The organism is Bacillus cereus group sp. MYBK5-2, assembly GCF_051915685.1.
Taxonomy (GTDB): domain Bacteria; phylum Bacillota; class Bacilli; order Bacillales; family Bacillaceae_G; genus Bacillus_A; species Bacillus_A cereus.
In genome coordinates this window covers 25,461-48,572 of the sequence record NZ_JBQAFE010000013.1, presented here as the reverse complement: position 1 = coordinate 48,572, position 23,112 = coordinate 25,461, and the positions used below count along the sequence as shown (strand labels likewise).

Here is a 23,112-nt window from a genome sequence, read left to right as displayed (position 1 = left end):
TATTCACATAATTAGACTTATCCGTATTCAATATTTCTAGAAACCTAGAAAAGTCTCTTCAAAAGATCTGAAGAGACTTTTCTTTCTCATAATCAATCAATTAGTTTTTAAACAAACCTAAAAAACCTTTTCGTTTTTGTTTCTGATTTTGCTTTTGCATATCTCTAATGTTTTCAAGCAATAATTGATCTCGTTTTTCTAACTTCTTCTCTATAAAAACTTCTAATTCACTATTTTTACTTTCAACTTCCATTAATTTTTTCTCTGTATTAACCAAATGCTCTTTTGTCGTTACTAATTCATTCGTAATTTCTTGTAATTTTTGAACAAGTGCTTGATTGAATTGATTTTGTAATTGCTGATTTTCTAAAACCTCATCCAATTTCTTTTCTAATTCCGATTTTTCTTCTTTTGAAACAAATGAATCAAGTTCCCCATTCCGCCATGCTCGAACCTGATCATAAGACCACTTTTGTACCTGTATTTTTTCTTTAATTGCTGTTAATTCTTCTATATTTTCTTTAGAATACCTACGATGCCCACCTGGGCTTCGTTCCGTCTGTATATTAAATTCGTTTGACCATACTTTTAATAAATCCGGAGTCATCCCTAAACGTTCCGCAACAATTTTCGGTGTATACATTTCCGATTTTAGTTCCAAATTTCATTCCTCCTCCAAAAACGGAATACATTTTCACTCACAAAACATTATTAAATCAATATTTTAATCAAAATCGGAATGCACTCACAACTGATATTACAACTGATTTTGAAATCGAATTAATTTCGAAATACATTTCGATTTTAACACTAATACTCATTACTTCTCGATAATAACATCAAAATCTTTTTTATTTATACAAGATTTTATGCAAAAAAAGGGTAGAGAGAATTCCCCAGATCCCCACTATATCAACCATGTATAAAATCCTGTATACGAGATAACGAGACAAAGAAAGAAGAATCCCTGTAAATACAAAGATTCTATAAAAAACTTGCTACCGATAATAGGACGTTATGTTAACTCTCTATGAATACTTATTCATAGAGAGTTTTTTCTTTTATATAGCTTTGTTCTTGTCTTTTGACCTAAAATTTGAGTTTTGTCTGTCAGCTTGGCAAAAAAAGCATATCAAGCCGAAAACTCATTTTTCATAAAAAATAGTGTCACATTTTTTATTGATGTCATTTTGTTTTTTTAATGCATTTATTAGTTATGATAAGAGTTTTTTGGGGAGGTTAATTATGTTAAATGAAAAATTCTCAAAGGGTTTCATATTAGATGAAAGTTTGAGTGTTTCTGCATTAGATCCAAATTTGGTTGGTCCTACATTATCACCTATTCCACCACTTACTTTGCCAACAGGACCAACAGGACCTCAAGGACCTCAAGGAAATACTGGACCTCAAGGACTCCAAGGAAATACTGGACCTCAAGGACTCCAAGGAAACACAGGGCCTCAAGGACTCCAAGGAAACACAGGGCCTCAAGGACTCCAAGGAAATACAGGGCCTCAAGGACTCCAAGGAAACACAGGGCCTCAAGGACTCCAAGGAAATACAGGGCCTCAAGGACTCCAAGGAAATACAGGGCCTCAAGGACTCCAAGGAAATACAGGGCCTCAAGGACTCCAAGGAAATACAGGGCCTCAAGGACTCCAAGGAAACACAGGGCCTCAAGGACTCCAAGGAAATACAGGGCCTCAAGGACTCCAAGGAAATACAGGGCCTCAAGGACTCCAAGGAAATACAGGGCCTCAAGGACTCCAAGGAAATACAGGGCCAAGTCCCGACAACGCTTGTCTCCAAAACCTCCGTAGTAAACTGCTGAACTGTACAGGTCAGTTGATTTCGTTAACCATTAAGGGATGTTGCGATCCTCTCCAAGGGCGTTTAACCGAAGTAGAGGATGCGGTGCTCATCTTAGACAGTACCCGTGTTTTTCCCATTTGTGATGTGACCTCCTTTTCTCCTGTTTTTATTGCCTATGTCTCTAATCCTGAGGAAATATCTGTGTTCAGTACAGTGACAAACACGGAAATAGCAGCGAGAATCCCTGTGGGAATAAATCCCCTCCAAATTGCCATCACGCCGGATGGAACGAGGGCTTATGTCGTCAAGCGTTTTGATGGTAATGTTTCAGTGATCAGTACAGCCACCAACACCGAAATTGTCCCGCGAATCCCTGTGGGAAATGCTCCCGAATGGGTTGCCATCACGCCGGATGGAACGAGGGCTTATATCAGCAATTCGAATGATAATACAGTCTCGGTCATTAACACTACCACCAACACCGAAATCCTCCCGCGAATCCCTGTGGGATCCATCCCCCAAGGGATTGCGATAACACCGGATGGAACAAGAGCTTATATCACGAATTCATTTAGTGATAATGTCTCAGTAATCAACACTGCCACCAACACCGAAATTCTCCCGCGAATCCCCGTTGGAAACGGACCAAGAGGAATTGCGATTATGCCGGATGGAACGAGGGCTTATGTCGTCAATTTTAGTGATGATAATGTCTCGATTATTAACATCGCTACCAACACCGAAATTCTCCCGAGGATTCCTATTGGAAACCAACCAACAGGAATTGCGATTATGCCAAATGGTTCGAAGGCTTATGTCATCAATTCATTAGATAGTAATGTCTCGGTGATTAACACTGCCACCAACACTGAACTTCTTCCAAGAATCCCCGTCGGAGACCTTTTAAATAACTTTGGAATCGCGATCACTCCTGATGGCTCAAGGGTTTATGTCTGCAATACTTTTGATGATAATATCTCGGTGATTAACACCGCTACCGACACCGAAATCCTCCCGCGGTTCTCCGTTGGAACCAGTCCATCAAGAATTGCCATCACGCCGAACTGTGTCTAAATCAATGGATGTATCCTAATTTTCTATGTCCCATTTAGGAAGGAATGAACATAAAAATAAAAGACATTCTTGTTTCTATCAAAAAGGAATTAGAGGAGAATCTTCGATTGAAAGAACCTTTTTTCAATACCGATAACGAGAATTATGTAAATGAACTGTCCAAATGGATGGCTTATTTTATTTTTTCTTAGCGTGGGTTTTTTCCGATTATCTTAACTCCAAAGTGACAATCATTGTTAAATCAATGGTTGTCACTTTGTTTACATGTATTCAATGTAGTTTTAAGTTGTTTAATTAACTCTGTTCGAGGAAAATTTATACTAATCCGGCTTTATAAACAAAAAACTAGTCAATAACACTTTATTATCGTGTTATTGACTAGTTTTTTGGTTTATTGCATTATCGATCCCCGTGAGCGGAACAAAAAAGGTTTGAGTCTCTTTGTCTGGCTGCTTTCGACCAGCTGTCCCGACGGTCGGATTCACATCGGCAAGTTCGTCGGCACACACAGTCCCCGCCATCAGCGGACGCAAGCTGCCATCTCCCAGCAAATTTTCGGCTTCCGGTAGCGGTGCATGTCCGTTTCCTTCAACACGTTGATCGCCCATCCGTCAAACAACCGACGCATATCTGCTTCGTCAAAAAAACGTTTCCGCCGCCCCTCATGCTCGTAATAACGGGGTTCCAATTCGATGCCCTGGCCGGCACCGTAATGAACATCGCACGTGGAATTCAAGCGGGCTAGCAGCAATCCGCCAGTACCGACAACTCTCGCAATTTCGCTAACAATAGAAACAGTATCGTCCCAGTGAAAATAATGCAGGGACAAATCCGCGACAACCGCCCTCGCGCTACCATCCGGAAACGGCAATCCTCCTGTCATATCGAATAGGTTTGTTTCAACGCCTGGCACATATTTGCGTATAATCGCCAACGACTCAGAGGAGAAGTCGCAGGCGATGACCCGATAACCTCGTTCTGTTAAAAACAAAGAGTCGCTGCCATATCCGCAGCCAAGATCAATGACCGGTCCATCTTGGGCCAATTCTAGCATCGGCTCGTATTTTTCCAGCCAAAAATCTACTTGCAGCTTGCCGAGATTCACATCGGCAAACACCTCGTTCCAATGTTCAGCTTCTGAACGTCTCGTCATGGTCAGAACCTCACTTTCTGCGGAGAAGAGCGTAATAATTAGATGCTTGCTATCATTTTGACAAAAGGAACGCTTCCTTCTTTTCGATGTACAATGAATTAGAACTGTTATTAGTAACTGACTAAAATTTAACTTTTTACAGAACTTTCCATTTACTGTAAAAATAAATCAATTGAAAGAGCACTATAACAACAGAAACAAAAGTAATAAGCAAAAAAGTAGTTAATTCTAGTTGTACAGAAGATAATATAAATAAAGCTAAAGCAACTAAAGGGATTGAAAAAACAGAATTATAAAAACGTTTTTTATGTATTGAATTATACTTTCTAGTTTCACACGTATTATTAACCACTAATGAATCACCTCAATATTTTTAATCGTGTGTAAGTTTATTGTAAAGATGGAAAAGTAATGCATATAAATATATTATCATACAATCTCTTTATTCGTCTAAAATTTCTGATTATTTAAATGTTGCAAGGATGATAAATTCTCTTTATTGATACCTAAAGTTATTTAAAATGAAATATTGGGTTCTGTTACAAAGATTCTCAAAAACCGTTAAACTCTAGAAAAAAGTCATGAGGAGAATACTGCGTAGGATATTATTTTGGTTATTTTTGGTTTGATAACTGAAAATTAAAACTCTCCAAACGAGAAAGATTGGTAATTTGCCAACCTTTCTTGTTTACTATCAATCAATTTAAAAAAAGAAAAATTTTCGTTTAGGGGCTACTTTAAAATCTTAAGTTGATGGGCATGGGGTACCGCCAGCATTTCGAAAAAAAACCACGTTAAGTAAATTTCAACAAAAAATAGCCAACTTTAACCTCTTTAAGACTAAATCGGCTGTTTTATATTCAAAACTTAGTTGTTTGTAATATCAAAAGAAAATGTTTCTTTTAGTCCCTTTTTCCCATCAGAAGTGATTTTTATTGCTCTTGTTTTAGGTAAACGTTGAACCCAATTTAGTTCTAATAGTCTTTCTAGAAGGGCATTTCCTAATGCTCCCGCAAGGTGGTGACGTCTTTCACTCCAATCTAAACATTTATGTGTAAATGAACGACGCTTTTTCTTAACCCTTTCAAGATCAATTTGAAAATTTGTAAAGAATGACTCCCCTTTTTCAGTAACAGTAAACCCGTCCTTTTCTTCATAAATAACACCTATTTTAATTAAAGAATCTGTTAATTGTACTCCTAAATTTCCCGCAAGATGATCATAACATGTTCTTGCAAAACGCATCGCTTTATCTTCCAAAGCCTGTTTTAATGATTTAATTTCAATTGGTGGAGCTATTGATAAAAATGACTCCATAACTTGAGCAACTTCCGGATTTCGAATTCCATAATATCGATGTCTCCCCTGTTTCTCCACTATAACTACATTCGCATTGACCATTTTTGTCAAATGGAAACTGGCCGTCTGTGGTTTGATTCCTGCCATATATGCTAATTCGCTTGCAGGGTGGAATCTACCATCTAATAAGACTGTTAATATTGCTGCACGAGAAGCTTCACTCACAAGAGTAGCAATCATTGCTACATTTGGATTTGCATTCATTTTAATCCTCCTCTAATGTAATCCATATTTCGATGATAATCGAAATGTTTATATTCTACAATAAATAAGGAAGAACATATGAATAGGAGGAGAAATAAAGATGAAAAAAATGGCTCATGTTCCAAATACAGAAATTATTAAACCTAAAATTCTATACTACGGAACTCCTGTGATTTTACTAAATTCGCTAAATGAAGATGGAACAGTAAATATCAGCCCTCTGTCATCATCATGGGCATTAGGAGATTGTATTATATTAGGGATTGGAATTGGCGGGAAAGCGATTGAAAATTTAGAACGACATCCTGAATGTGTAATCAATGTTCCGAGTCCTTCATTATGGGAGAATGTTGAACAGTTAGCCCCCTATACAGGGAAAAATCCCGTTCCAGATTATAAGAAAAAGAATGGATTTACATATGAAAAAGAAAAATATGATATTAGTAGATTAACACCTACTAAGTCTAAATCGGTAAAACCTACTCGAATTATGGAATGTCCAATTCAAATTGAGGCAAGGGTGAAACACATTCGAATTCCTGATTATTCTTCTGATTTTGCAATTGTTGAGACACAAGCTATACATGTGCATGCTCACAAGGAAATCATTATTGAAGAAAATCATATTGACCCAAATAAATGGAGCCCACTTATATATAATTTTCGTCATTACTTTGGTCTTGGTAACCAGTTAGGTAAAACCTTCCGATCCGAACTATAAATAAATATATTATCTTTTAAAGGGGACAATCTTTTCCTAATTGCAGTTAAATATTGTAGTAAGAAACCGAATTCCACCTGTCAAGGCATTCAGTTTCTTTATTATTTTTTCTTTTGCAATGATATAAAATGTTTATTAGAAAAGGAGAACAAGGATATTTAATTTAAAAATAAGACAAATATGTTGAGAAAACTCGGAATGGATTGAATATTTATATGTGCTTATTTATAATTGATTAAGAGTTGGAGTAGTAATCTGTCATCTGTTCCTTTTTTAAAGAAGATTGATCTCAATCTTCTATTTTTTTGTGTTTTTTCCTCTTCTCCCGAAAAAAGGAAAAAGAATTACTTAAGAATTGTAGAAATTATTTGCTTGTAGACTAGTTGTTGCTTACCATGAGACATCATTAGGACGGTAAATTTATCTGTTGCAAGGATCTGCCCACGTACTGGAACACCATTCTTTAAAAATACAGTTACTTCCCCTTTTTTCTCTTTCAATTGTTCATACATATCTTCTTGTAAGTTATACGTGAAATACGCCCTTCTATTTGTATCTACTTTTCTTTTAATACTTGCTGCCGCTCATTGTTATCTATTTGAATTTCCCATTTCCCTTCTATTTTTCTAAACCATTTTCCTATTTTGCTTACATAATATTTTTTCACTTCACCATTTGGAATCCATATTTCTTGTTCCTGTATTTAATTCATCACTTCATGAAGAATCTCATCATGCTCGTTTTTTCTAGGTTTTCGATGATGAATCCTTACAAATTGTATGTATTCCCTACGTAACCAATTCGAAATATAATCTTTTTGTTTTTGCCGGAAATGTGACCATTTTTTGTCTGAAGGAGTTTTCCATTTACTTTTATATGGTTTTTCATCAACACTCATCCCCTTTTACCATCTAAATGCATATATACAATTATCGTATCACATTTAAATTAACATACGGCTCTAGATACATATTTCGCAAGAAATCTATCGGAAATAAAAATAATATCTCCATTTCACATAAAATAGTATTCAAAATAGACGAAACCGAATCGATTAAGCGAATTAATTAGAGAGTCCCACCAATAAAACGCGAATTTCGTATGCTAAGGATTTATTTCTTTAAAGAACTTGGTTTTTTCATACGTTAAGAAGGTCCCTTAAATGGTATTTGATGTTTGTTATGATACTTTGTTTTTGGCAATGATTTTTAGAACTAGTTTTTGACCGTATTTTTTAAGTTTTGTTAGAACTAAATAGAGTTCCTTAAACAGTCGTTTATGGCACTTAGTTGATTACACTAATTTACTAAATATATCCCCTTTTATTTATTGTATATATTTCGAAAAAATTACCATTTACACACAATCAGTATTAGTGTATTATTCGTCTAGTACACTAATACTGAGGAGGGAAGAAATGGAAAATGAGTTTTCTCCTAATATCCCGATTTATATTCAGGTAATGGAATACATAAAAAAGGAAATTGTAACAGGTCGTTTAGCACCGGGTGATAAAATCCCAGCTGTACGTGAACTAGCCAGTGAATTACAAGTGAATCCAAATACAATTCAACGCACATTTCAAGAACTAGAACGAGAAGGTATTGCTGTGACACGAAGAGGAACAGGGAGATTTGTAACGAGTGAAGGAGAAAAAATTACTGAACTACGCAAAGAAATGGCAACAGAGTTGCTTGATAATTTTATAAATGGAATGGACAATTTAGGTTTTACGAAAGAAGAAATTCTTACAATCCTCCATTCTTCATTAGAAAAGAAAAGGAAGGAAAACGAATGACAGAGTTATTAAAAATTGAAAATCTGTGGAAAAGATATAACTTAAAAACAGTGCTTCAAGATTTAAGTGTAACAATTTCTGAAGGGAAAATTATTGGTCTTGTTGGTGATAATGGTAGCGGAAAAACGACATTATTAAAAATGATTGCTGGTTTACGTTATCCATCTAAAGGAACTATCACAATTGAAGGTCAGAAGGTAGGAATAGAAACAAAGAAAATTGTTTCATTTATGCCTGATGGTCCTATTTTTGACGAGTGGATGACGATAAAAGATGCTGTGGCTTTCTATCGAAATTTTCATCCTGATTTTGATTTAAACCAAGCAATGGAATTAATAACTGAATTTAAAATGCCATTAGAAGAGCATATAGTTACTTTATCAAAAGGTGAAGTGGAAAAATTACAACTTATCTTAACTTTCTCCAGGAAAGCAAAGTTATATATATTAGATGAGCCATTGGGTGGAATTGATCTTGTTTCCAGAAAACATGTACTAGATTTAATTCTTAAATTTTACCGAGAAGATTGTACCATTCTCATTTCAACTCATTTAATAGAAGAAATCGAAAGTATATTTGATGAGGTAATCTTTTTAAAAGACGGAAATATTGTATTACATGAAAACGTGGAGGAAATTCGTTTTCATCAAGGGAAAGCAGTACATGAGTTGTTTAGGGAGGTTTTTGAGAAATGAATCCACTTTTTCTCTATTTATATAAGTGCAATAGAAAAAAAATAGCTGTTTTTTATTCTGGTTTTATTATTATTTCTTTACTTCTTTTATTTAGTACGATAGGACTCTCAAGGGTACTACCTCCGTTTATAAAGGATTTAGTCTTAATCATATTCCTGATGATAATTGGTATAGCTGCATTTTTACTTCTTTTAATAGCGCTGCCTTCTTTCAATAAAATATTAAAAAATTCTATGATTCGTTATACAGCCATCCCAACCCAAAAATATATATATGCGAATTTATTATTTTTCACAGTAATGTTTATTATTTTATTAGGTATAGGCTTAATTTTTTCATATTATTTTTCACAAAGTCTTGATGATGGAAAAGTAATTGGTTATGATCCCAGTCTTTATGGTGGGCAAATAACCGGAGAATTCCGACGAGAATATCACAAGTTGTATAGTTATGGAATCTTCCAACACATATTTGCTTTTCTTTTATGGGGAATCGATTTCATGAGTATCCTTATTTCTTGTTATTTTATCATAGCAATTATACAGCTGTTTCCAGTGAAGTCATGGATGAGTAAAATAATTTTATTTATCATTTTCGTTGCTATTTTTTCAACAATACAAACAATGGTAATGAATGTGTTAAGTAAATTAGAGAAATATGCAGTTACTATTAAGAGTTCTGGGTTCATGGATAAGAATAATTTTTTTGATACATCATTTTACCCTATTGAAGATTTCACTATTTTTGGTCTATGTTTTGATTGCTTGTTAATAATTATACTCGTAGCGATTACAGGTCGCATTATCAATAAGAAATTAGAGATATAAAAATTCAATTTAAAAGTAAAAAATATTTTAGGAGGAAAACATGAGAACATCTAATCCAATGTTAAAAAAAGACAAATTTCATGAAGAGAAGACAAACGCTTCTACGATGACTATAGGTGGAACAATAGGAAAAACATTTATTATGCTTATCTTACTTCTTGCAGCATCTGTCTATTCATACTTACAAATGATGCAAGGTTCAATGAAAACATCAGTATTAATTGGAGTAGCAATAGTTAATATAGTAGTTGCATTTTTAGCTATATTTATCCCTCGTATATCACCAATTTGTGCACCGATTTATGCTGTGGTAAAAGGGATTGTACTAGGAAGTATTTCTGCATATTATACAATCCGTTTTGGAAATTCTATTCTTTTAACTGCTGTATTATTAACCATTTCGATTTTATTTGCAATGTTAGTATTATATGCTACTCGTATAATAAAAGTAACTGAAAAGTTCCGTACAGTTTTAACAGCTGCAACACTTGGCATTTTAATTATGTATTTGATTGTCTTCTTACTAAACACCTTTGTTTTGACTGTTCCATACATTCACCAAGATGGGGCAATCAGTATCATTATTAGTGCTGTTGTGATTGTCGTTGCTGCATTAAATCTATTACTAGATTTTGATTCGATTGAAAATGGTGCACGTAGTGGGGCAGCAAAACATATGGAGTGGTATAGCGCAATAGGGCTCATGATGACATTAGTATGGTTATACCTTGAAATTCTTCGTTGTGTTTCTTACTTTATGAAAAATGAAGAATAGAAAAAATCCTGCATGTTTCAAACATGCAGGATTTTTTTATCTAGTAGTGTCAATTTGAACACGAGAAAGTATAAAGATGCTTTACAACGGTTTCAACCATTGCATGTAAATTGTCAGTATCCCTTTTCTATAATATTCTTTCGACCACCACAAATAAATTAACATTAAAGAACTGATTCCCCCTTAGCGCACGAAATTCGCGTTTTATTGGTGTTCCCCCTTATATTTTTGACCGTATTTTTTAAGTTTTGTTAGAACTAAATAGCATTCCTAAAATGGTCGTTTTTAGAATTTGATAATCGAGTATATTTTATTGAAAAATTAGAGTTGACCATAAAACCAATATCCGATATATTGGTTTTATGAAAAAAGATATTATTAAACCCATTAAACGTATGTCATTTAGAGATGAAGTATATCTAACTTTGAAAAAAGCAATCATTACATTAAAGCTGCAACCGGAGCAACGCTTAAATGACAAAGAATTAGCAGAAGAATTTGGAATTAGCCGTACTCCAGTTAGAGAGGCGTTGAAGCGTCTTGAGGATGAAGGACTTGTTGAATCTATTCCTGGTTCAGTTACTCGTGTTGCACCATTAAATATTGAGGAGGCGAAACACGCATTTACTGTGGTAGCAGTTTTACACTCGTTAGCTGCCCGTTTAGCAGTACCATTATTAAAAGAATCGGATATTCAAGAATTAGAGTTCAGTAATAAGGCTTTACTATTATCTATTGAGAAAAAAGATATTATAAAAGCAATTGAAGCTGACGAGTTATTCCACAATGTTTTTTTAGATGTGGCAGGAAATCCTGAAATCATTCGTGCGTTAGAACGAAGTATATCTAAGATTCAACGTCTCGAAATTTCTCAGTTCACTTCGATAAATGGTCTAAAGTCAGTAGAACAACATCAGCAGATTATAGAGGCGTGCAAAAATAAAGATAAAGAAACAACAGCGCACCTTGTAGAACAAAACTGGTTAAGTCTTGAGAAATTAATGACTTATGAGGCAGATTGAGGTGAGAAATTTGCGTCCTATTTTTTTAGGTATATGTGCTGCTTTCTTTTTTGCTTTCACATTTATATTAAATCGAGCAATGGAATTATCAGGTGGTAGCTGGATATGGAGTGCTTCATTAAGGTTTATTTTCATGCTGCCATTCCTTTTACTTCTTGTTATGAGTCGAAAAAAATTAAAAATATTATTACAAGTTATGAGAGAGGATTTAAGTGCATGGTTTTTATGGAGTTTTGTAGGTTTTGGTCTATTTTATGCTCCATTATGTTTTGCCGCTGCACATGCACCAGGATGGATTATTGCGGGGACATGGCAAGTTACTATTATATCAGGATCTTTGTTAGCTCCTCTTTTTATCCAAACCTATCAAACACCAGATGGAATTATTAAGAAAAGAGGAAAAATTCCAATGAAGGGTATGAGTATGTCACTGATTATCCTTCTTGGTATTTTCCTTATGCAAATAGAACAAGCAAAATCGCTTGCTGTAAAAGATATTATGTTAGGTATTATCCCTGTTATTGTAGCTTCTTTTGCTTACCCACTCGGGAATCGTAAGATGATGGAGGTTTGTGGAGATCGTCTAGATGCTTATCAACGTGTCCTTGGAATGACGTTAGCTAGCTTTCCATTTTGGTTTTTATTATCCTTGTACGGTCTTTTTACAGCAGGAATACCTAGTAAGGAGCAAACCATGCAATCTATTTTAGTTGCCATTTGCTCTGGTGTAATTGCAACTATCTTATTTTTTAAAGCGACTGATATGGTTAAAGGAGATATGCAGCAACTTGCAACCGTTGAAGCAACACAATCCATGGAGGTGCTTTTTGCTATTATCGGAGAACTAATCTTATTACATTCTTCATTCCCCTCTATTTTATCTTGGTGTGGCATATTTGTAATAATGCTAGGAATGATAGCACACAGTTATGTTTCCCATAAAGGTGAAACGGTGCATAACCAAAATATTAGTGCTTAATTGATATTTTAAAATGTAAAGTATCAACCCTTTTCTAGCTAGTAAAAGTAATGTTATTATTATAAGTTTTATGTCAGAAATTGATTAAGTAAAAGAATATGAACAAAAGCCGATACCCTTAATATGTAGGGAAATCGGCTTTTTCTTTATAAAAATTTTTCTTAGCTTCCTTTACATTAAAGGATTAGTTTGTATATTTAAGGGGATGTGCGAGACAGGTGCACATTTAGGTTAATCTAATATTTTCCATTTGAATATGATAGAATAGAAGTATATCCAAAATGGAGGAATAGCAAATGAACTCAAACACAAAACAGTTTATTTATGATATCCAGCAAAGAAAGAACAATTATATAGAAAATGCTTTAATAGCAATACAACACCCTCAAAAAGAGCAATCTGAACAGGTCATTCAAAATATAGTAGAAAAGATGGATATGATGATTAGTCTAGTTACTACGTACATGAAGATTGAATCAGGATCTACGGAAGAGTTAAAAGAACTTCAGAAAGAAATTATCCATGCTCAAGCATATATCAAAAAAAGAAAATTTGAAGAAACACAGAGATAAACCCCTGTGTTTTTCTTTGGACGTCTATGAAACCAATTTTTTATAAATCAAATTACATATAATTTGATCATTGTTTTGGCATAATCCATACAATTTGTTGAATTCGTACAATATACGGTACCGTATCTTCAATGAGCAAATGATCTGGTTTCACATCCTTTAACTTTCCTCTTACATTACCTCTTACAGTTTCAATAACCACATGTTTACCAATTACTGATTGTAATGTCTGATATACATAGGGATTAGGCACACTTACCATATTTTGTTCACTAAAGTCATTTCCCTCCAAATAACTCATTCTATAATGCTCCCTTCTAACTTGCATTCTTTCTCCTAATATATGATATAAATCTTATAAATATGCTAGAAGGATAATTCATTATAGGAACGGAAATAACATTTTAATAAGGTACGGTTTCTATTCCTAAATTGCTAAAAAACTATTTATATAAAGTTACTTTTACTAGTTAGTAGGTGATGATATAGGGATATTTTGAATGTACATCTAGTTTGTTCCTTTCAGGATATGTATCATTTTAAATACGCCCTTTATTAGAATAGTGCTCATACTTTTTTTGAGATTCTTTCATAATACGTGCGTTAAGTAAAATTGCTAACAACAAAAACACTCCATATTTTCCCCCTGTAGCTCCTATGATAATTACACTACTACAAACAAGTACTATTAATAGGATAAATGAGATTAAATAAATACGTTCATAGTTCCTTGACATCTTCTCGTATTCTATGCGTTCTTTCCTTGCATCCATCTAAATCCCTCTTCGCCTTCATTATATTCTTTAGTAGTATCGTATGGATTCCCACCTTTAATAGACGAGGGGTGTCTTTGATTCGGGCCTATCTCATCTTGAAAAGTATTTACTTGATTTTGGTTAGACCCACTTATGTCTTCTTGAATAAAAAGATTTTTATGCTTCCGGTAATTTTGATGTTTTTGAATTAAAGCTAAGAACGAATTCTTCAACCTTGGTACCAAAAATCACCTATTATGAGCTCACAAAAGATTTTAAGTACTTTTAATTGTGGATTTAAAACAAAGTTAAACTTCTTATATGTGGAATTTTGATAATGTAGGATTTTTTCTTATTAAGCAAACGGGCCATTTTATTGAATAATTCTAACCGTTTCCTCTAGAAACGGTTAGAAAGCTTATTCACTCGTATTTCTTTAAAACAATAGCTGCATTATGACCTCCGAAACCAAATGAGTTAGATAGACCTATATTTATTTTCACTTGGCGAGCAACAGATGGTACATAATCCAGATCACATAATGGATCAGGGTTTTCTAAGTTAATTGTTGGAGGAACTATACCTTCCTTTAAGCTCATTGCTAAAGCAATTGCTTCAACTCCACCAGCTGCCCCTAACATATGACCCAGCATAGATTTATTAGCTGTTACCGGAATCTGATAAGCTTGTTTTCCAAACAGCTGCTTAATAGCCATCGTTTCAGAGATGTCCCCCACTTTTGTACTTGTTGCATGGGCACTAATAACATCAACTGCTTCAGACGATATATTGGCATTTTTTAAAGCAGATCTCATTGCAAGATAAGCACCTTTACCTTCCGGATGTGTAGCTACGATATGGTGCGCATCTGAACTTGCACCATATCCAATGACTTCTGCATAAATCTTTGCCTCTCTACGTAAAGCGTGAGATAAAGATTCTAAAATTAAAATTCCAGCTCCTTCTGACATGACAAATCCATCTCGATTTTCATCAAATGGACGACTAGCCTTAGTGGGATTATCGTTTCTTGTTGATAATGCTGTAGCGTTACCAAAGCTGGCTATTGATAAGTCTATTATAGCTGACTCTGTTCCACCCGCAAATATAACGTCAGCTTCCCCAGAACGAATTAGTCTAAAGGCTTCTCCGATAGCTGTATTTCCAATTGCGCAAGCAGAAACAGGTGACATAGAAGGCCCCATCGCATTCCACTTGATACTAATTTGTGCTGCAGCAGCATTAGACATTATGGCAGGTACTAGAGTTGGGCTGACTCTTCTTGGTCCCTTCTGCCTAAGCGCATCAACATTTTCAATCAAGGTTTCAATCCCTCCGATACCTGAACCTACGTATACGCCTAACCTTTCTACATCTATACGATCGAGGTCTAACTTAGAATCTGACCAAGCTTGTTCAGCTGCAGCCAAAGCAAATTGAGAAAAACGATCTAAACGTCTTGCTTCTTTCTTTCCTAAAACTTCATCTGCATCAAAATCTTGGACGATACCCGCAATTTTTGTTTTATGATTGGTAACATCGAAAGTATCGATATTGACTATACCAGATTCCCCTTTAATTAGATTGTTCCAAAATGTTTTGATGTCGTTTCCTATAGGAGAAACTACTCCCATACCAGTAATCACAACTCTTTCCACTTTGCATTCCCTCCAATCAATAATATACTTGTATTTTACAGTCAATTTATCCTATTACAAGGGGGGGATTTATCCTAGTATAACTACTACTAGGATAAATTGATAAGATAAGGAGTTTTAAAAATGAATAATAAAACAAGGCTTAAAGCTCTGTCGGCATTCTTAAAAGCTAAGCGCGCCCAAATTAGTCCAGAGTCTATTGGTTTGTCTGCCGGAAACCGGAGAAGAACACCTGGGTTACGAAGAGAAGAGGTTGCGCAGTTAGCAGGTGTAAGCACCACTTGGTATACATGGCTAGAGCAAGGAAGAGATATAAAGGTTTCTACACTCGTACTTGATTGTATTTCTAAAGCTTTGCAATTAAATATTGATGAAACCGACTACTTATATGACCTAGCATTCGAAACAAATTCAGAAATTACAAGTCAAAAAAAAGATCAATCAAAGATTAGCCCTTCTTTAATACGAATACTAGATGAGTTAACATATTGTCCGACTATCATTACGGATCGACATTGCCATATTGTAGGCTGGAATCCTGCAGCAGCTTATGTTTTTTTAGATTTTGAACAAATACCGAATGATCAAAGAAATTTGATTCGTTTAGTATTCACTAGAAAGGAATTAAAAGCATTGGCTGTCAATTGGGACCATTTTGTGAAAGGTTTTCTTGCGATTTTTCGTACCTATTATGGACGCTATTTAGACGATGAATGGTATAGCCAGTTTATTAAAGAAATGAGTAATTCCCATCCAGAATTCCAGGATTTATGGAAAGAAAGTCAAGTGAGTAAGGCTCCAGACATGATAATTGAATTCAGACATGCTAAAGCAGGCAAAATGTTGTTTAATTTAACTTCTCTTCAAGTTCAAGGTGATATGGATTTACGGTGCAGTATCTACACGCCAGTAGGGGAAACAGATACTGAAAATAAATTAAAGCGATTAATGAAGAGGGTTTCCGTTGAAAATTAATAAAGTAGGTTCATTACATTAGCAAAATGATACTGATTATTAAACAAAGTTATTATTCCTTATGGGGAAAATGTTAACTTTACCATGGATAGATGGCGTTAGTTGAAGGAAAATAAGCTAATTTGCATTCGAATTTCTATTTTCGGTATTCCATTATAGAGCGCTTTAATGAAGAAAAAATCACAAAAATGATCAAACTTTTTTATGAAAGATAAATAGTCAATCTCAAAAGTGGAATCAATTTTAATCAAGGATTTTTCAAACTGGATTCTTTTTCTTACCATCCAAATAAAGAAAAATATTACACAAACTCAGATCCAAAAATCAGTGCAAAAAATAAAAAAGCCTAACATATTAGTCATATATAATATGTTAGGACTCTTATATTTTAGGTTTCTTTGAATTTAGGTCTTGATAACGTACGATATCCGCATTTTGTAGTTGGTAGCCCTTGATGGGCTAGTACCACATACCCATCAACTGAAGGATTTGGTAGTTCCCACAAACGAAGAAAATGAGTTAAACTCTCATAAACAACTATAAAATAATAAAATTTTCGTTTTGGAGATACTTTAAAATATTAGCGTGATGAGCATGTAAGGTGACTCTCAATTAAAAATTTCAAAATAGCATAAGTTAACTCTTAGAAATTCATTTTTTCTAATTTATGTATAGCATTTAACTGATTGTCCGATTAATCTTCTGTGCTACTTTTAGATCCTTAGTTTTAAATCCGCTATTTATAGCCCATCTATAAAATAGAAAAGAAACAATTGAAATGAGTACCATATCCCATCCGTAAGTTATAATATTTAACCCACCAAATCTTTCACTTCCAATGTACGATATACAAATCATAAATAATAAATACCCCACAATCCATAATCCAGCTAAAAAATTCTTCTTAAATCCAACCCATTTTGTTTTTAATTGATAATAAAAATATATAGGTAAGCCCATAAGAATAATAAACATTACTTCTCCTGTTAATGGCCATCTTGCCCAATATAATGTTAATGATGCAAATATGAACCCTAAAGGCGCAATAATGTTTAATCTCTTTATATAGAAAGGACGATGAAAATTAGGTGCAGTTTTTCTCAAAGTCATTACTGTTATAGGTCCAGTAACATATGAAATTAATGTAGCTACTGAAATAACTTCAGCTAAAACACCCCATCCTTTAAATAAAAATAAAAAAACAAAACAAATCAATAAATTAAACATCATGGCAAATCTAGGCACACCATATATAGGATGTAATGTCCCAAAAACTTTTGGAAAATATCCATTCTTCTCCATTCCGTATAGCATGCGTGATGTGGTTGCCATATAAGTAGTACCTGTACCAGAAGGAGATACAAAAGCATCTAAATATAATACAATAACTAGCCAATTAATATTTAGTGCTATCGCTAAATCAGCAAATGGTGAATTAAAATTTAAATTTGACCATCCGTTAATTATCATATTAGGATTCACAGCACCGATAAAAGCAATTTGTAATAATACATATATTACAGTTGCAATTAAAATGGATCCCACAACTGCCCGAGGAATGGATTTCCCTGGATTCTTTGCTTCACCAGCCATATTAATCGGGCTTTGAAAACCATTGAATGCAAAAATAACACCAGATGTTGCCATAGCAGTTAATACATTTGACCAATTAGATACATGAAAGTCCTGATGACTAGTAAAGTTCTCTCCATGAAATCCAACAAATAGCAATGCACCAATTGTAAGACCAGGAATTATAATTTTAAATATAGTAATTAACGAATTCACTTTTGCAAATAGACTAACTGTCCAATAATTTAAAAAGAAATATATGATTATAAGTAAAGAAGCAGCTGCAAGACCTTTTGAAGTCAGCATTCCATTATCCACTAAATCCTTGGCCCAACTTGCCCACTCCCAAGGCCACGAACTCATATATTGTATTGAGGCTATAGCTTCAACCGGAATAACTGAGACGATGGCTATCCAATTAGCCCATGCTGCAATAAATCCTACGAAATCTCCATGTGAATATTGGGTATATTTTACCATTCCGCCAGCCTCTGGAATCATGGCTCCTAACTCGCTATATGGTAAGGCAATAAATAATATTACAATCATTCCTAAGACCCAAGAAAAGATAGCGGCCCCCCCTGATATTTTGGCGGCCTTCCATGCACCAAATAACCAGCCAGACCCTAAAATCGAACCAATCCCAGTCATTGTAAGTGCAAAGGTTCCTAGCTTACGTTTCATATTTTTCATTTTTCACACGCTCCCCGTTTACAAAATAAATAGAATCCTCTTATTCATTAACCTTTTACTCATATATACTCCCCCTTTTTATTTAAAGTAAGAATGTAAGTTTTATAGACCAATTTAAAGTTTATCTCCAATTAACTCTTTATAATGTATGTATACCCTCTATAACTCTCTCTAAACCTAAAAACTTTTAACTACATTTGTTACGGAAAAACATCATAATCTAGTATGCCTCTATATTGAGGGTTCAACGAATCATGTAAGTGAAGCATTAATAACCACATTTGTAAGAGTCTACCTCTACATTAAGAATATTTTAGTTCTAATAGACGAAGTTCATCTTGTCTATGTTCTTAATTTGATAGGCATGGGATTTTCCCCCAGATGCATTCAAGATAAACACGGAAATGAAGGAAACTGTTATAGAAATCTCTATATTTCTTTGGTAATTTATCGCTCCTTTCTTACAAAAAACCCAACTCTATTACGTCAAAAAGGTTCTGTATGAAAATATGTAGAATTAGTACATATACGGTATTTTATAAATGAAGAGGTGATTGTGTTGAGTTATTTAACAAAATCAAAAAACTCATCAACAGGTCTGAGAGGGTATTTGGAATCCTATCCGTTAACTTCATTTTTTGTAATGGCATATTTATTCTCATGGGCTGTATTAATTCCATTTATCTTATCCCAATGGGGTATTTTCCCTAAAACAAAGGCATTTGATATATTCTTTTTTGCCAATGCATTTGCAGGCCCAATGTTAGCAGCGTGTATCATGTTTCGCACTCTTGAAGGCAAAGAGTCATGGAAAAAAGTTAGAAAAAGCATTCTATCTACTAAGGTCAGTTTGAAGTGGTACTTGTTTACTCTCATCGTTATCCCCGCTGCAATGTTTCTGGGGATGGTGATAGTAAATGGAGAGATACCTACTTTCCGTGACCTTAATTTTGAATTTTTTATAACCTATCTCTTCTCTTTTGTAGCAATTTTCTTTCTCGGTGGGCCTTTACCTGAGGAAATCGGATGGCGTGGTTTCGCTCTGCCTCGATTACAATCGAAATTTGGACCGTTAAAAGCTACTTTACTACTTAGTGTTTTGTGGACTTTTTGGCATCTTCCACATTTCTTAACGGCTGCACAAAGGGGGGGCCCGGGTTCTGACCTTTCTCTCCTATATATTCATTTACCAATTTTTATTTTACTATGTTTGCCGATTTCAATTATTCTTACTTGGGTCTATAACTGCAATCACGGTAACTTATTTATTGTCATGCTAATTCATGCGAGTGTAAATACGTTTAGTTTGGTACAAACTCATTCCACCAACCCTGTTTTAAAGAATACGGATATATTTGTAGTGATAGGATTGGGATTTGTTGCTTTACTTATTCTTATTTTCACACGGGGCAACCTGGGATATAGCCAAATTTTTAATGAAGTAGAGTTCAGTAACAATGAAAATATTAGTAAGAGGTAGAATCTGCCGCCCTCACGCTTGGCCCATGCAGCAGCTGTTTTCTTCGGTAACACATTGTTTTCTAATTTTTGGGCTAAATATTGAGTCAGCACATTTTGCCCTAATCCCGGCAATAATTCATATGTGCGCTCTCTCAAAAATTCGCCCCGATGGTCACATAGCTTACATTGAGTATGACGAAAGAGAAAACTGTAAAGATTGAAAATAAAGTTGAATGATTTAAAAAAACTACTATTTATGGCATGAAGTAAGAACTTTCTAGTATAAACATTAAAACAATAGAGTTTCATATGCCCCCACAACTATCAGTGGGGGCATTTTATATTAAATGAATTGCATTAAAACCAACTTCTAACTGAAATTTTCCAATTAATTCCCTATATTGATTAATAATACTAATATCTATTTCCAATATTACATTCATGTTTTTTCAACTCTAAGGTCACCACGGATACTAAACATTACCCTCAAAATTCTTCACATATTCTAATAATGTTTGATATTGTTGATCAAGGGCATACTCATCTGCTCCAATTGGTGATTTAAAAAAGAGTGAAAGATGTTCCATTATTCCTACTTTCCTCTCTCTAAGTGCATGATCCATAAAACGGGACAAATCAATTATTAGAGGCGCAGCTAAAATCGAATCGATACCTAGCCAATTAATTTTCATTGTCATTCGTTCTCCTAACCAACCTTCAAAGTCAATCGTATCCCAGGCCTCTTTCCTATCTCCTCGGACAGGAAAGTAATCAATTCTTACTTTATGATCAAAATTACTGTATCCCAATATTTGTTCTAACCCAATGGATTTCGAATCAATTTTTGTTGAAGAATGTATTGGATGTTCCAAAACTGCACCATCTTGATTCCCTAAGATATTCGTGCTATACCACCCGACAATATTCAATCCGCGTTGTTTAAACATTTTTCCTAAAACATGTTTATATAAAGTCTGCCCTGTCCGTCCATCTTTTCCTGCTGTCGGAACAGCTTGTAATTCTGCTAATTCCTGTAGTGCTGGTATCTCAGTCGTCACACTTGGCGTGAAATTTACATAGGCACATTTTGATTTCATAGCTGCATAGGCATAAAGCATACTCGGTCGAATATCCGATGAATTTTCCCTTAACCCTGTCTCAAATGCTTTTAAAGACTGATATAATGAATGATTTTTTGTCTTTGCTTCCGTTGAAGCAGTATTTATCACAACAATTCTCTCAAGATTATATTTTTTTCTAAAATCTTCAATGTCTGCCTGAATTTGATTCACTGCGCTCATTAAGTTCTCAGGCTCTCCTGTCAGACTATAGACTCCTTTAACAAAATCATTTACATTAGCCAGTGGTGCTTGCCAAATAGGAACATCATTGAGTTGCACTTCAATTTTCTGCAAAATAGATTCCTGAATGATACCATATTTTTGTACTACTTCTATCAATGAATCCTTTTGTATATCCCATCCACCAAAAGCAATCTGATCGAGTGGAGTTAGCTGTAGTGTCTCGAATTCTTTCTCTGTAGAAATAACGCCCTTTAGTGGAGCAAGATTTTGATTGACTGCAAAGATTCCGGAAATTGTTGTTGTTGCCACTGCGCCTAGTACTCCAACAAATAACACACCTATCTGATATGTCATTCTTTCACCACCCCTCATTCCCCACAAGTTTTAGCAACAAGTCATGGACTTCGGTTGCTTCTAATGTATCTGGAAGTTCAAAATCTCTCCCTGTTACTACAAGTGACACATAATCTCCTTTATCCTTTGCTAGTAAACCATGAGATCCTTTGATTCGCTCCGGTTCTAGTGGTATTTGGAATGTCTTTGGATTTACAAACAGCTCTACCGGATCATAACCAGGCTTCCTATGAATATCTACATTGTATGCAAATTCTGGTGCCTGTTCATCGTTCAACCACCAGTAATACACAAACCAACTGTCAGGTTCCGCAATTGCAATTAATTGCCCTGAAAGCTCGTGATTAATCTTATGAGCCCGCTTCTCCTCTTCTCCCCATACCTCGGCTATACCTGGTATTCTCTCCAGAATTGCTTTCACTACCCCAATATCACGTGAATCTTGAATATATACATGGGCCAATTGATGGTCTGCTAAAGCAAAAGCTTTTGACATCTCTAAATCGAGAAAATCCATATTTTCAATATGCTTGATAGCCACATATCCCTCTTTATTCAACGTTTGATTGATAAATATAGGTCTATTAACTGTCTTAAAGTTGTATTCTGATAAAATAACTAGCCGTGTTTGCTCCTTCAAGTTGCGCTCTTCCAATTGCTCGACAAAGTTTCCAATTAAACTGTCAATTTCTTTAATGGATCTCTTCGCAGCTTCACTTTCAGGCCCAAACCTTTGTGCGTTATAATCTATATTGGGTAGATATACAAGTGATAATCTTGGTTTATATTCTTCTAAAACATCTATTGCTGCATCTAATATCCATTCACTGGATTTAACTGAAGAGAGCGGACCCCAGAAGCTCTTCAAATCGAACTCCCCATATTTCCCCCTCAATTTTTCATATAGCCCCCTCGGCTTTGAATCACACCACATAATTGTTTTTTTATCGAGATGAATTGGGGCAGGAGTAACTACATAGTCTGCTGTACTCAACTTACTGAACTGCCAAAACAACACTGCTGTTTCAGCTGTCAAATCTTCTTCCTTCAACTTCTCCCATATCTTTTTACCTTCAACAGGTAGCATTGTTTGATTCCACATTGTTATCTCTTTTGTATCCCAATTTGGAAGACCGTTACAAATAATTCCATGTTCAGCTGGTGAGGTTCCAGTAATATACGTAGCCTGCATTGAACCAGTTACAGCCGGAAATACAGGTTTAATTTTTGCTTGTTGGCCATTCTCTAGCAACTTCTGAATATTTGGGGTTAATTCAGCATCATTTAGATGCTCCTCCGTCAAACTAATAATATCTAATACAACCACGTTCTTTTTCTCCATAGATATC

22 protein-coding genes and 3 pseudogenes are annotated in these 23,112 nt (G+C 34.7%); 13 read left to right on the top strand and 12 right to left on the bottom strand.

Features of this window, described 5'->3' with window-relative positions; all coding sequences use genetic code 11:
* Nucleotides 1–100: 100 nt before the first annotated feature.
* Nucleotides 101–661, bottom strand: a complete 561-nt coding sequence (locus ACTFP3_RS27445) for a MerR family transcriptional regulator (protein ID WP_440011843.1) — start codon at nucleotides 659–661, stop codon at nucleotides 101–103.
* A 521-nt stretch (nucleotides 662–1,182) separates the two neighbouring features.
* On the opposite strand from ACTFP3_RS27445, the pseudogene ACTFP3_RS27440 reads away from it, so the two are divergent.
* The 3 genes and pseudogenes from ACTFP3_RS27440 to ACTFP3_RS27430 form a co-directional block, all read left to right on the top strand.
* Nucleotides 1,183–1,335 (top strand): annotated as a pseudogene (locus ACTFP3_RS27440) (exosporium leader peptide-containing protein); the annotation flags it as partial.
* Entirely contained in the window at nucleotides 1,322–1,831 is a 510-nt protein-coding gene (locus ACTFP3_RS27435; protein ID WP_440011887.1) for a hypothetical protein, read from the top strand. The pseudogene ACTFP3_RS27440 and the gene ACTFP3_RS27435, both read left to right, overlap by 14 nt.
* 14 nt (nucleotides 1,832–1,845) lie before the next feature.
* Nucleotides 1,846–2,886, top strand: coding sequence for a beta-propeller fold lactonase family protein (locus ACTFP3_RS27430; RefSeq protein WP_440011886.1), 1,041 nt, complete (start codon nucleotides 1,846–1,848; stop codon nucleotides 2,884–2,886).
* A 520-nt stretch (nucleotides 2,887–3,406) separates the two neighbouring features.
* Here the strand turns inward: ACTFP3_RS27430 and ACTFP3_RS27425 are convergent.
* Both ACTFP3_RS27425 and ACTFP3_RS27420 read right to left on the bottom strand, forming a co-directional pair.
* On the bottom strand, nucleotides 3,407–4,039 hold the full coding sequence (locus ACTFP3_RS27425; RefSeq protein ID WP_440011841.1) for a class I SAM-dependent methyltransferase: 633 nt from the start codon (nucleotides 4,037–4,039) through the stop codon (nucleotides 3,407–3,409).
* Between the two features lie 867 nt (nucleotides 4,040–4,906).
* Nucleotides 4,907–5,602 carry an ArsR/SmtB family transcription factor gene (locus ACTFP3_RS27420; RefSeq protein WP_440011839.1) on the bottom strand — a complete coding sequence of 232 codons (696 nt, stop codon included), beginning with the start codon at nucleotides 5,600–5,602 and terminating at the stop codon, nucleotides 4,907–4,909.
* Nucleotides 5,603–5,702: 100 nt separating this feature from the next.
* Here ACTFP3_RS27420 and ACTFP3_RS27415 point away from each other — a divergent pair, with 100 nt between their 5' ends.
* On the top strand, nucleotides 5,703–6,323 hold the full coding sequence (locus tag ACTFP3_RS27415) for a flavin reductase (RefSeq protein ID WP_440011838.1): 621 nt from the start codon (nucleotides 5,703–5,705) through the stop codon (nucleotides 6,321–6,323).
* A gap of 344 nt (nucleotides 6,324–6,667) precedes the next feature.
* On the opposite strand, the gene hfq is transcribed toward ACTFP3_RS27415, so the two are convergent.
* Both hfq and ACTFP3_RS27405 read right to left on the bottom strand, forming a co-directional pair.
* Nucleotides 6,668–6,895: an RNA chaperone Hfq gene (hfq, locus tag ACTFP3_RS27410; protein ID WP_440011884.1), complete on the bottom strand. Its 228-nt coding sequence runs from the start codon at nucleotides 6,893–6,895 to the stop codon at nucleotides 6,668–6,670.
* A pseudogene (locus ACTFP3_RS27405) lies at nucleotides 6,880–7,211 on the bottom strand (transposase). The gene hfq and the pseudogene ACTFP3_RS27405 overlap by 16 nt, the downstream one beginning before the upstream one ends.
* A 529-nt stretch (nucleotides 7,212–7,740) precedes the next feature.
* Here ACTFP3_RS27405 and ACTFP3_RS27400 point away from each other — a divergent pair.
* The 7 genes from ACTFP3_RS27400 to ACTFP3_RS27370 all read left to right on the top strand — a co-directional run bounded on the left by ACTFP3_RS27400 (nucleotide 7,741) and on the right by ACTFP3_RS27370 (nucleotide 12,991).
* The gene (locus ACTFP3_RS27400) at nucleotides 7,741–8,121 is read left to right on the top strand and encodes a GntR family transcriptional regulator (RefSeq protein WP_000426666.1); all 381 of its coding nucleotides are present in this window, start codon (nucleotides 7,741–7,743) and stop codon (nucleotides 8,119–8,121) included.
* Nucleotides 8,118–8,816: an ABC transporter ATP-binding protein gene (locus ACTFP3_RS27395; RefSeq protein WP_440011836.1), complete on the top strand. Its 699-nt coding sequence runs from the start codon at nucleotides 8,118–8,120 to the stop codon at nucleotides 8,814–8,816. Before ACTFP3_RS27400 ends, ACTFP3_RS27395 begins: the two co-directional genes overlap by 4 nt.
* A complete protein-coding gene (locus ACTFP3_RS27390; protein ID WP_440011834.1) occupies nucleotides 8,813–9,643 on the top strand; it encodes an ABC transporter permease in 831 nt (276 codons plus the stop codon). The genes ACTFP3_RS27395 and ACTFP3_RS27390 overlap by 4 nt, the downstream gene beginning before the upstream one ends.
* Before the next feature lie 40 nt (nucleotides 9,644–9,683).
* The gene (locus tag ACTFP3_RS27385) at nucleotides 9,684–10,418 is read left to right on the top strand and encodes a Bax inhibitor-1/YccA family protein (protein WP_440011832.1); all 735 of its coding nucleotides are present in this window, start codon (nucleotides 9,684–9,686) and stop codon (nucleotides 10,416–10,418) included.
* 362 nt (nucleotides 10,419–10,780) lie between these two features.
* Entirely contained in the window at nucleotides 10,781–11,440 is a 660-nt protein-coding gene (locus ACTFP3_RS27380; RefSeq protein ID WP_440011830.1) for a GntR family transcriptional regulator, read from the top strand.
* Complete coding sequence (locus ACTFP3_RS27375) at nucleotides 11,427–12,419, top strand: DMT family transporter (RefSeq protein ID WP_440011828.1); 993 nt, start codon at nucleotides 11,427–11,429, stop codon at nucleotides 12,417–12,419. The genes ACTFP3_RS27380 and ACTFP3_RS27375 overlap by 14 nt, the downstream gene beginning before the upstream one ends.
* 296 nt (nucleotides 12,420–12,715) lie before the next feature.
* Nucleotides 12,716–12,991 carry a hypothetical protein gene (locus tag ACTFP3_RS27370; protein WP_440011827.1) on the top strand — a complete coding sequence of 92 codons (276 nt, stop codon included), beginning with the start codon at nucleotides 12,716–12,718 and terminating at the stop codon, nucleotides 12,989–12,991.
* Nucleotides 12,992–13,058: 67 nt separating this feature from the next.
* Here ACTFP3_RS27370 and ACTFP3_RS27365 read toward each other — a convergent pair whose 3' ends face one another.
* From ACTFP3_RS27365 to fabF, 4 genes and pseudogenes are all read right to left on the bottom strand, one after another.
* On the bottom strand, nucleotides 13,059–13,292 hold the full coding sequence (locus ACTFP3_RS27365) for a YuzF family protein (protein ID WP_002068860.1): 234 nt from the start codon (nucleotides 13,290–13,292) through the stop codon (nucleotides 13,059–13,061).
* Between the two features lie 238 nt (nucleotides 13,293–13,530).
* The gene (locus ACTFP3_RS27360) at nucleotides 13,531–13,764 is read right to left on the bottom strand and encodes a hypothetical protein (protein ID WP_440011824.1); all 234 of its coding nucleotides are present in this window, start codon (nucleotides 13,762–13,764) and stop codon (nucleotides 13,531–13,533) included.
* Nucleotides 13,740–13,922: pseudogene (locus ACTFP3_RS27355) on the bottom strand (hypothetical protein); the annotation flags it as partial. The pseudogene ACTFP3_RS27355 and the gene ACTFP3_RS27360, both read right to left, overlap by 25 nt.
* Nucleotides 13,923–14,168: 246 nt before the next feature.
* Entirely contained in the window at nucleotides 14,169–15,404 is a 1,236-nt protein-coding gene (fabF, locus tag ACTFP3_RS27350) for a beta-ketoacyl-ACP synthase II (RefSeq protein WP_440011822.1), read from the bottom strand.
* A gap of 123 nt (nucleotides 15,405–15,527) precedes the next feature.
* Between fabF and ACTFP3_RS27345 the strand changes: the two genes are divergently transcribed.
* Nucleotides 15,528–16,379 (top strand): helix-turn-helix transcriptional regulator, encoded by an 852-nt coding sequence (locus tag ACTFP3_RS27345; protein ID WP_422424606.1) that lies wholly within the window; start codon nucleotides 15,528–15,530, stop codon nucleotides 16,377–16,379.
* Nucleotides 16,380–17,057: 678 nt separating this feature from the next.
* Here ACTFP3_RS27345 and ACTFP3_RS27340 read toward each other — a convergent pair.
* Nucleotides 17,058–18,644, bottom strand: coding sequence for an APC family permease (locus ACTFP3_RS27340; protein ID WP_440011820.1), 1,587 nt, complete (start codon nucleotides 18,642–18,644; stop codon nucleotides 17,058–17,060).
* A gap of 559 nt (nucleotides 18,645–19,203) precedes the next feature.
* On the opposite strand from ACTFP3_RS27340, the gene ACTFP3_RS27335 reads away from it, so the two are divergent.
* Nucleotides 19,204–20,124 (top strand): CPBP family intramembrane glutamic endopeptidase, encoded by a 921-nt coding sequence (locus ACTFP3_RS27335; protein WP_440011818.1) that lies wholly within the window; start codon nucleotides 19,204–19,206, stop codon nucleotides 20,122–20,124.
* Between the two features lie 454 nt (nucleotides 20,125–20,578).
* Here the strand turns inward: ACTFP3_RS27335 and ACTFP3_RS27330 are convergent, their stop codons facing one another.
* Together ACTFP3_RS27330 and ACTFP3_RS27325 are read right to left on the bottom strand one after the other, a co-directional pair.
* A complete protein-coding gene (locus tag ACTFP3_RS27330; protein ID WP_440011816.1) occupies nucleotides 20,579–21,763 on the bottom strand; it encodes an inositol-3-phosphate synthase in 1,185 nt (394 codons plus the stop codon).
* A 4-nt stretch (nucleotides 21,764–21,767) separates the two neighbouring features.
* The gene (locus tag ACTFP3_RS27325) at nucleotides 21,768–23,105 is read right to left on the bottom strand and encodes an alkaline phosphatase family protein (protein ID WP_440011815.1); all 1,338 of its coding nucleotides are present in this window, start codon (nucleotides 23,103–23,105) and stop codon (nucleotides 21,768–21,770) included.
* Nucleotides 23,106–23,112 lie beyond the last annotated feature (7 nt).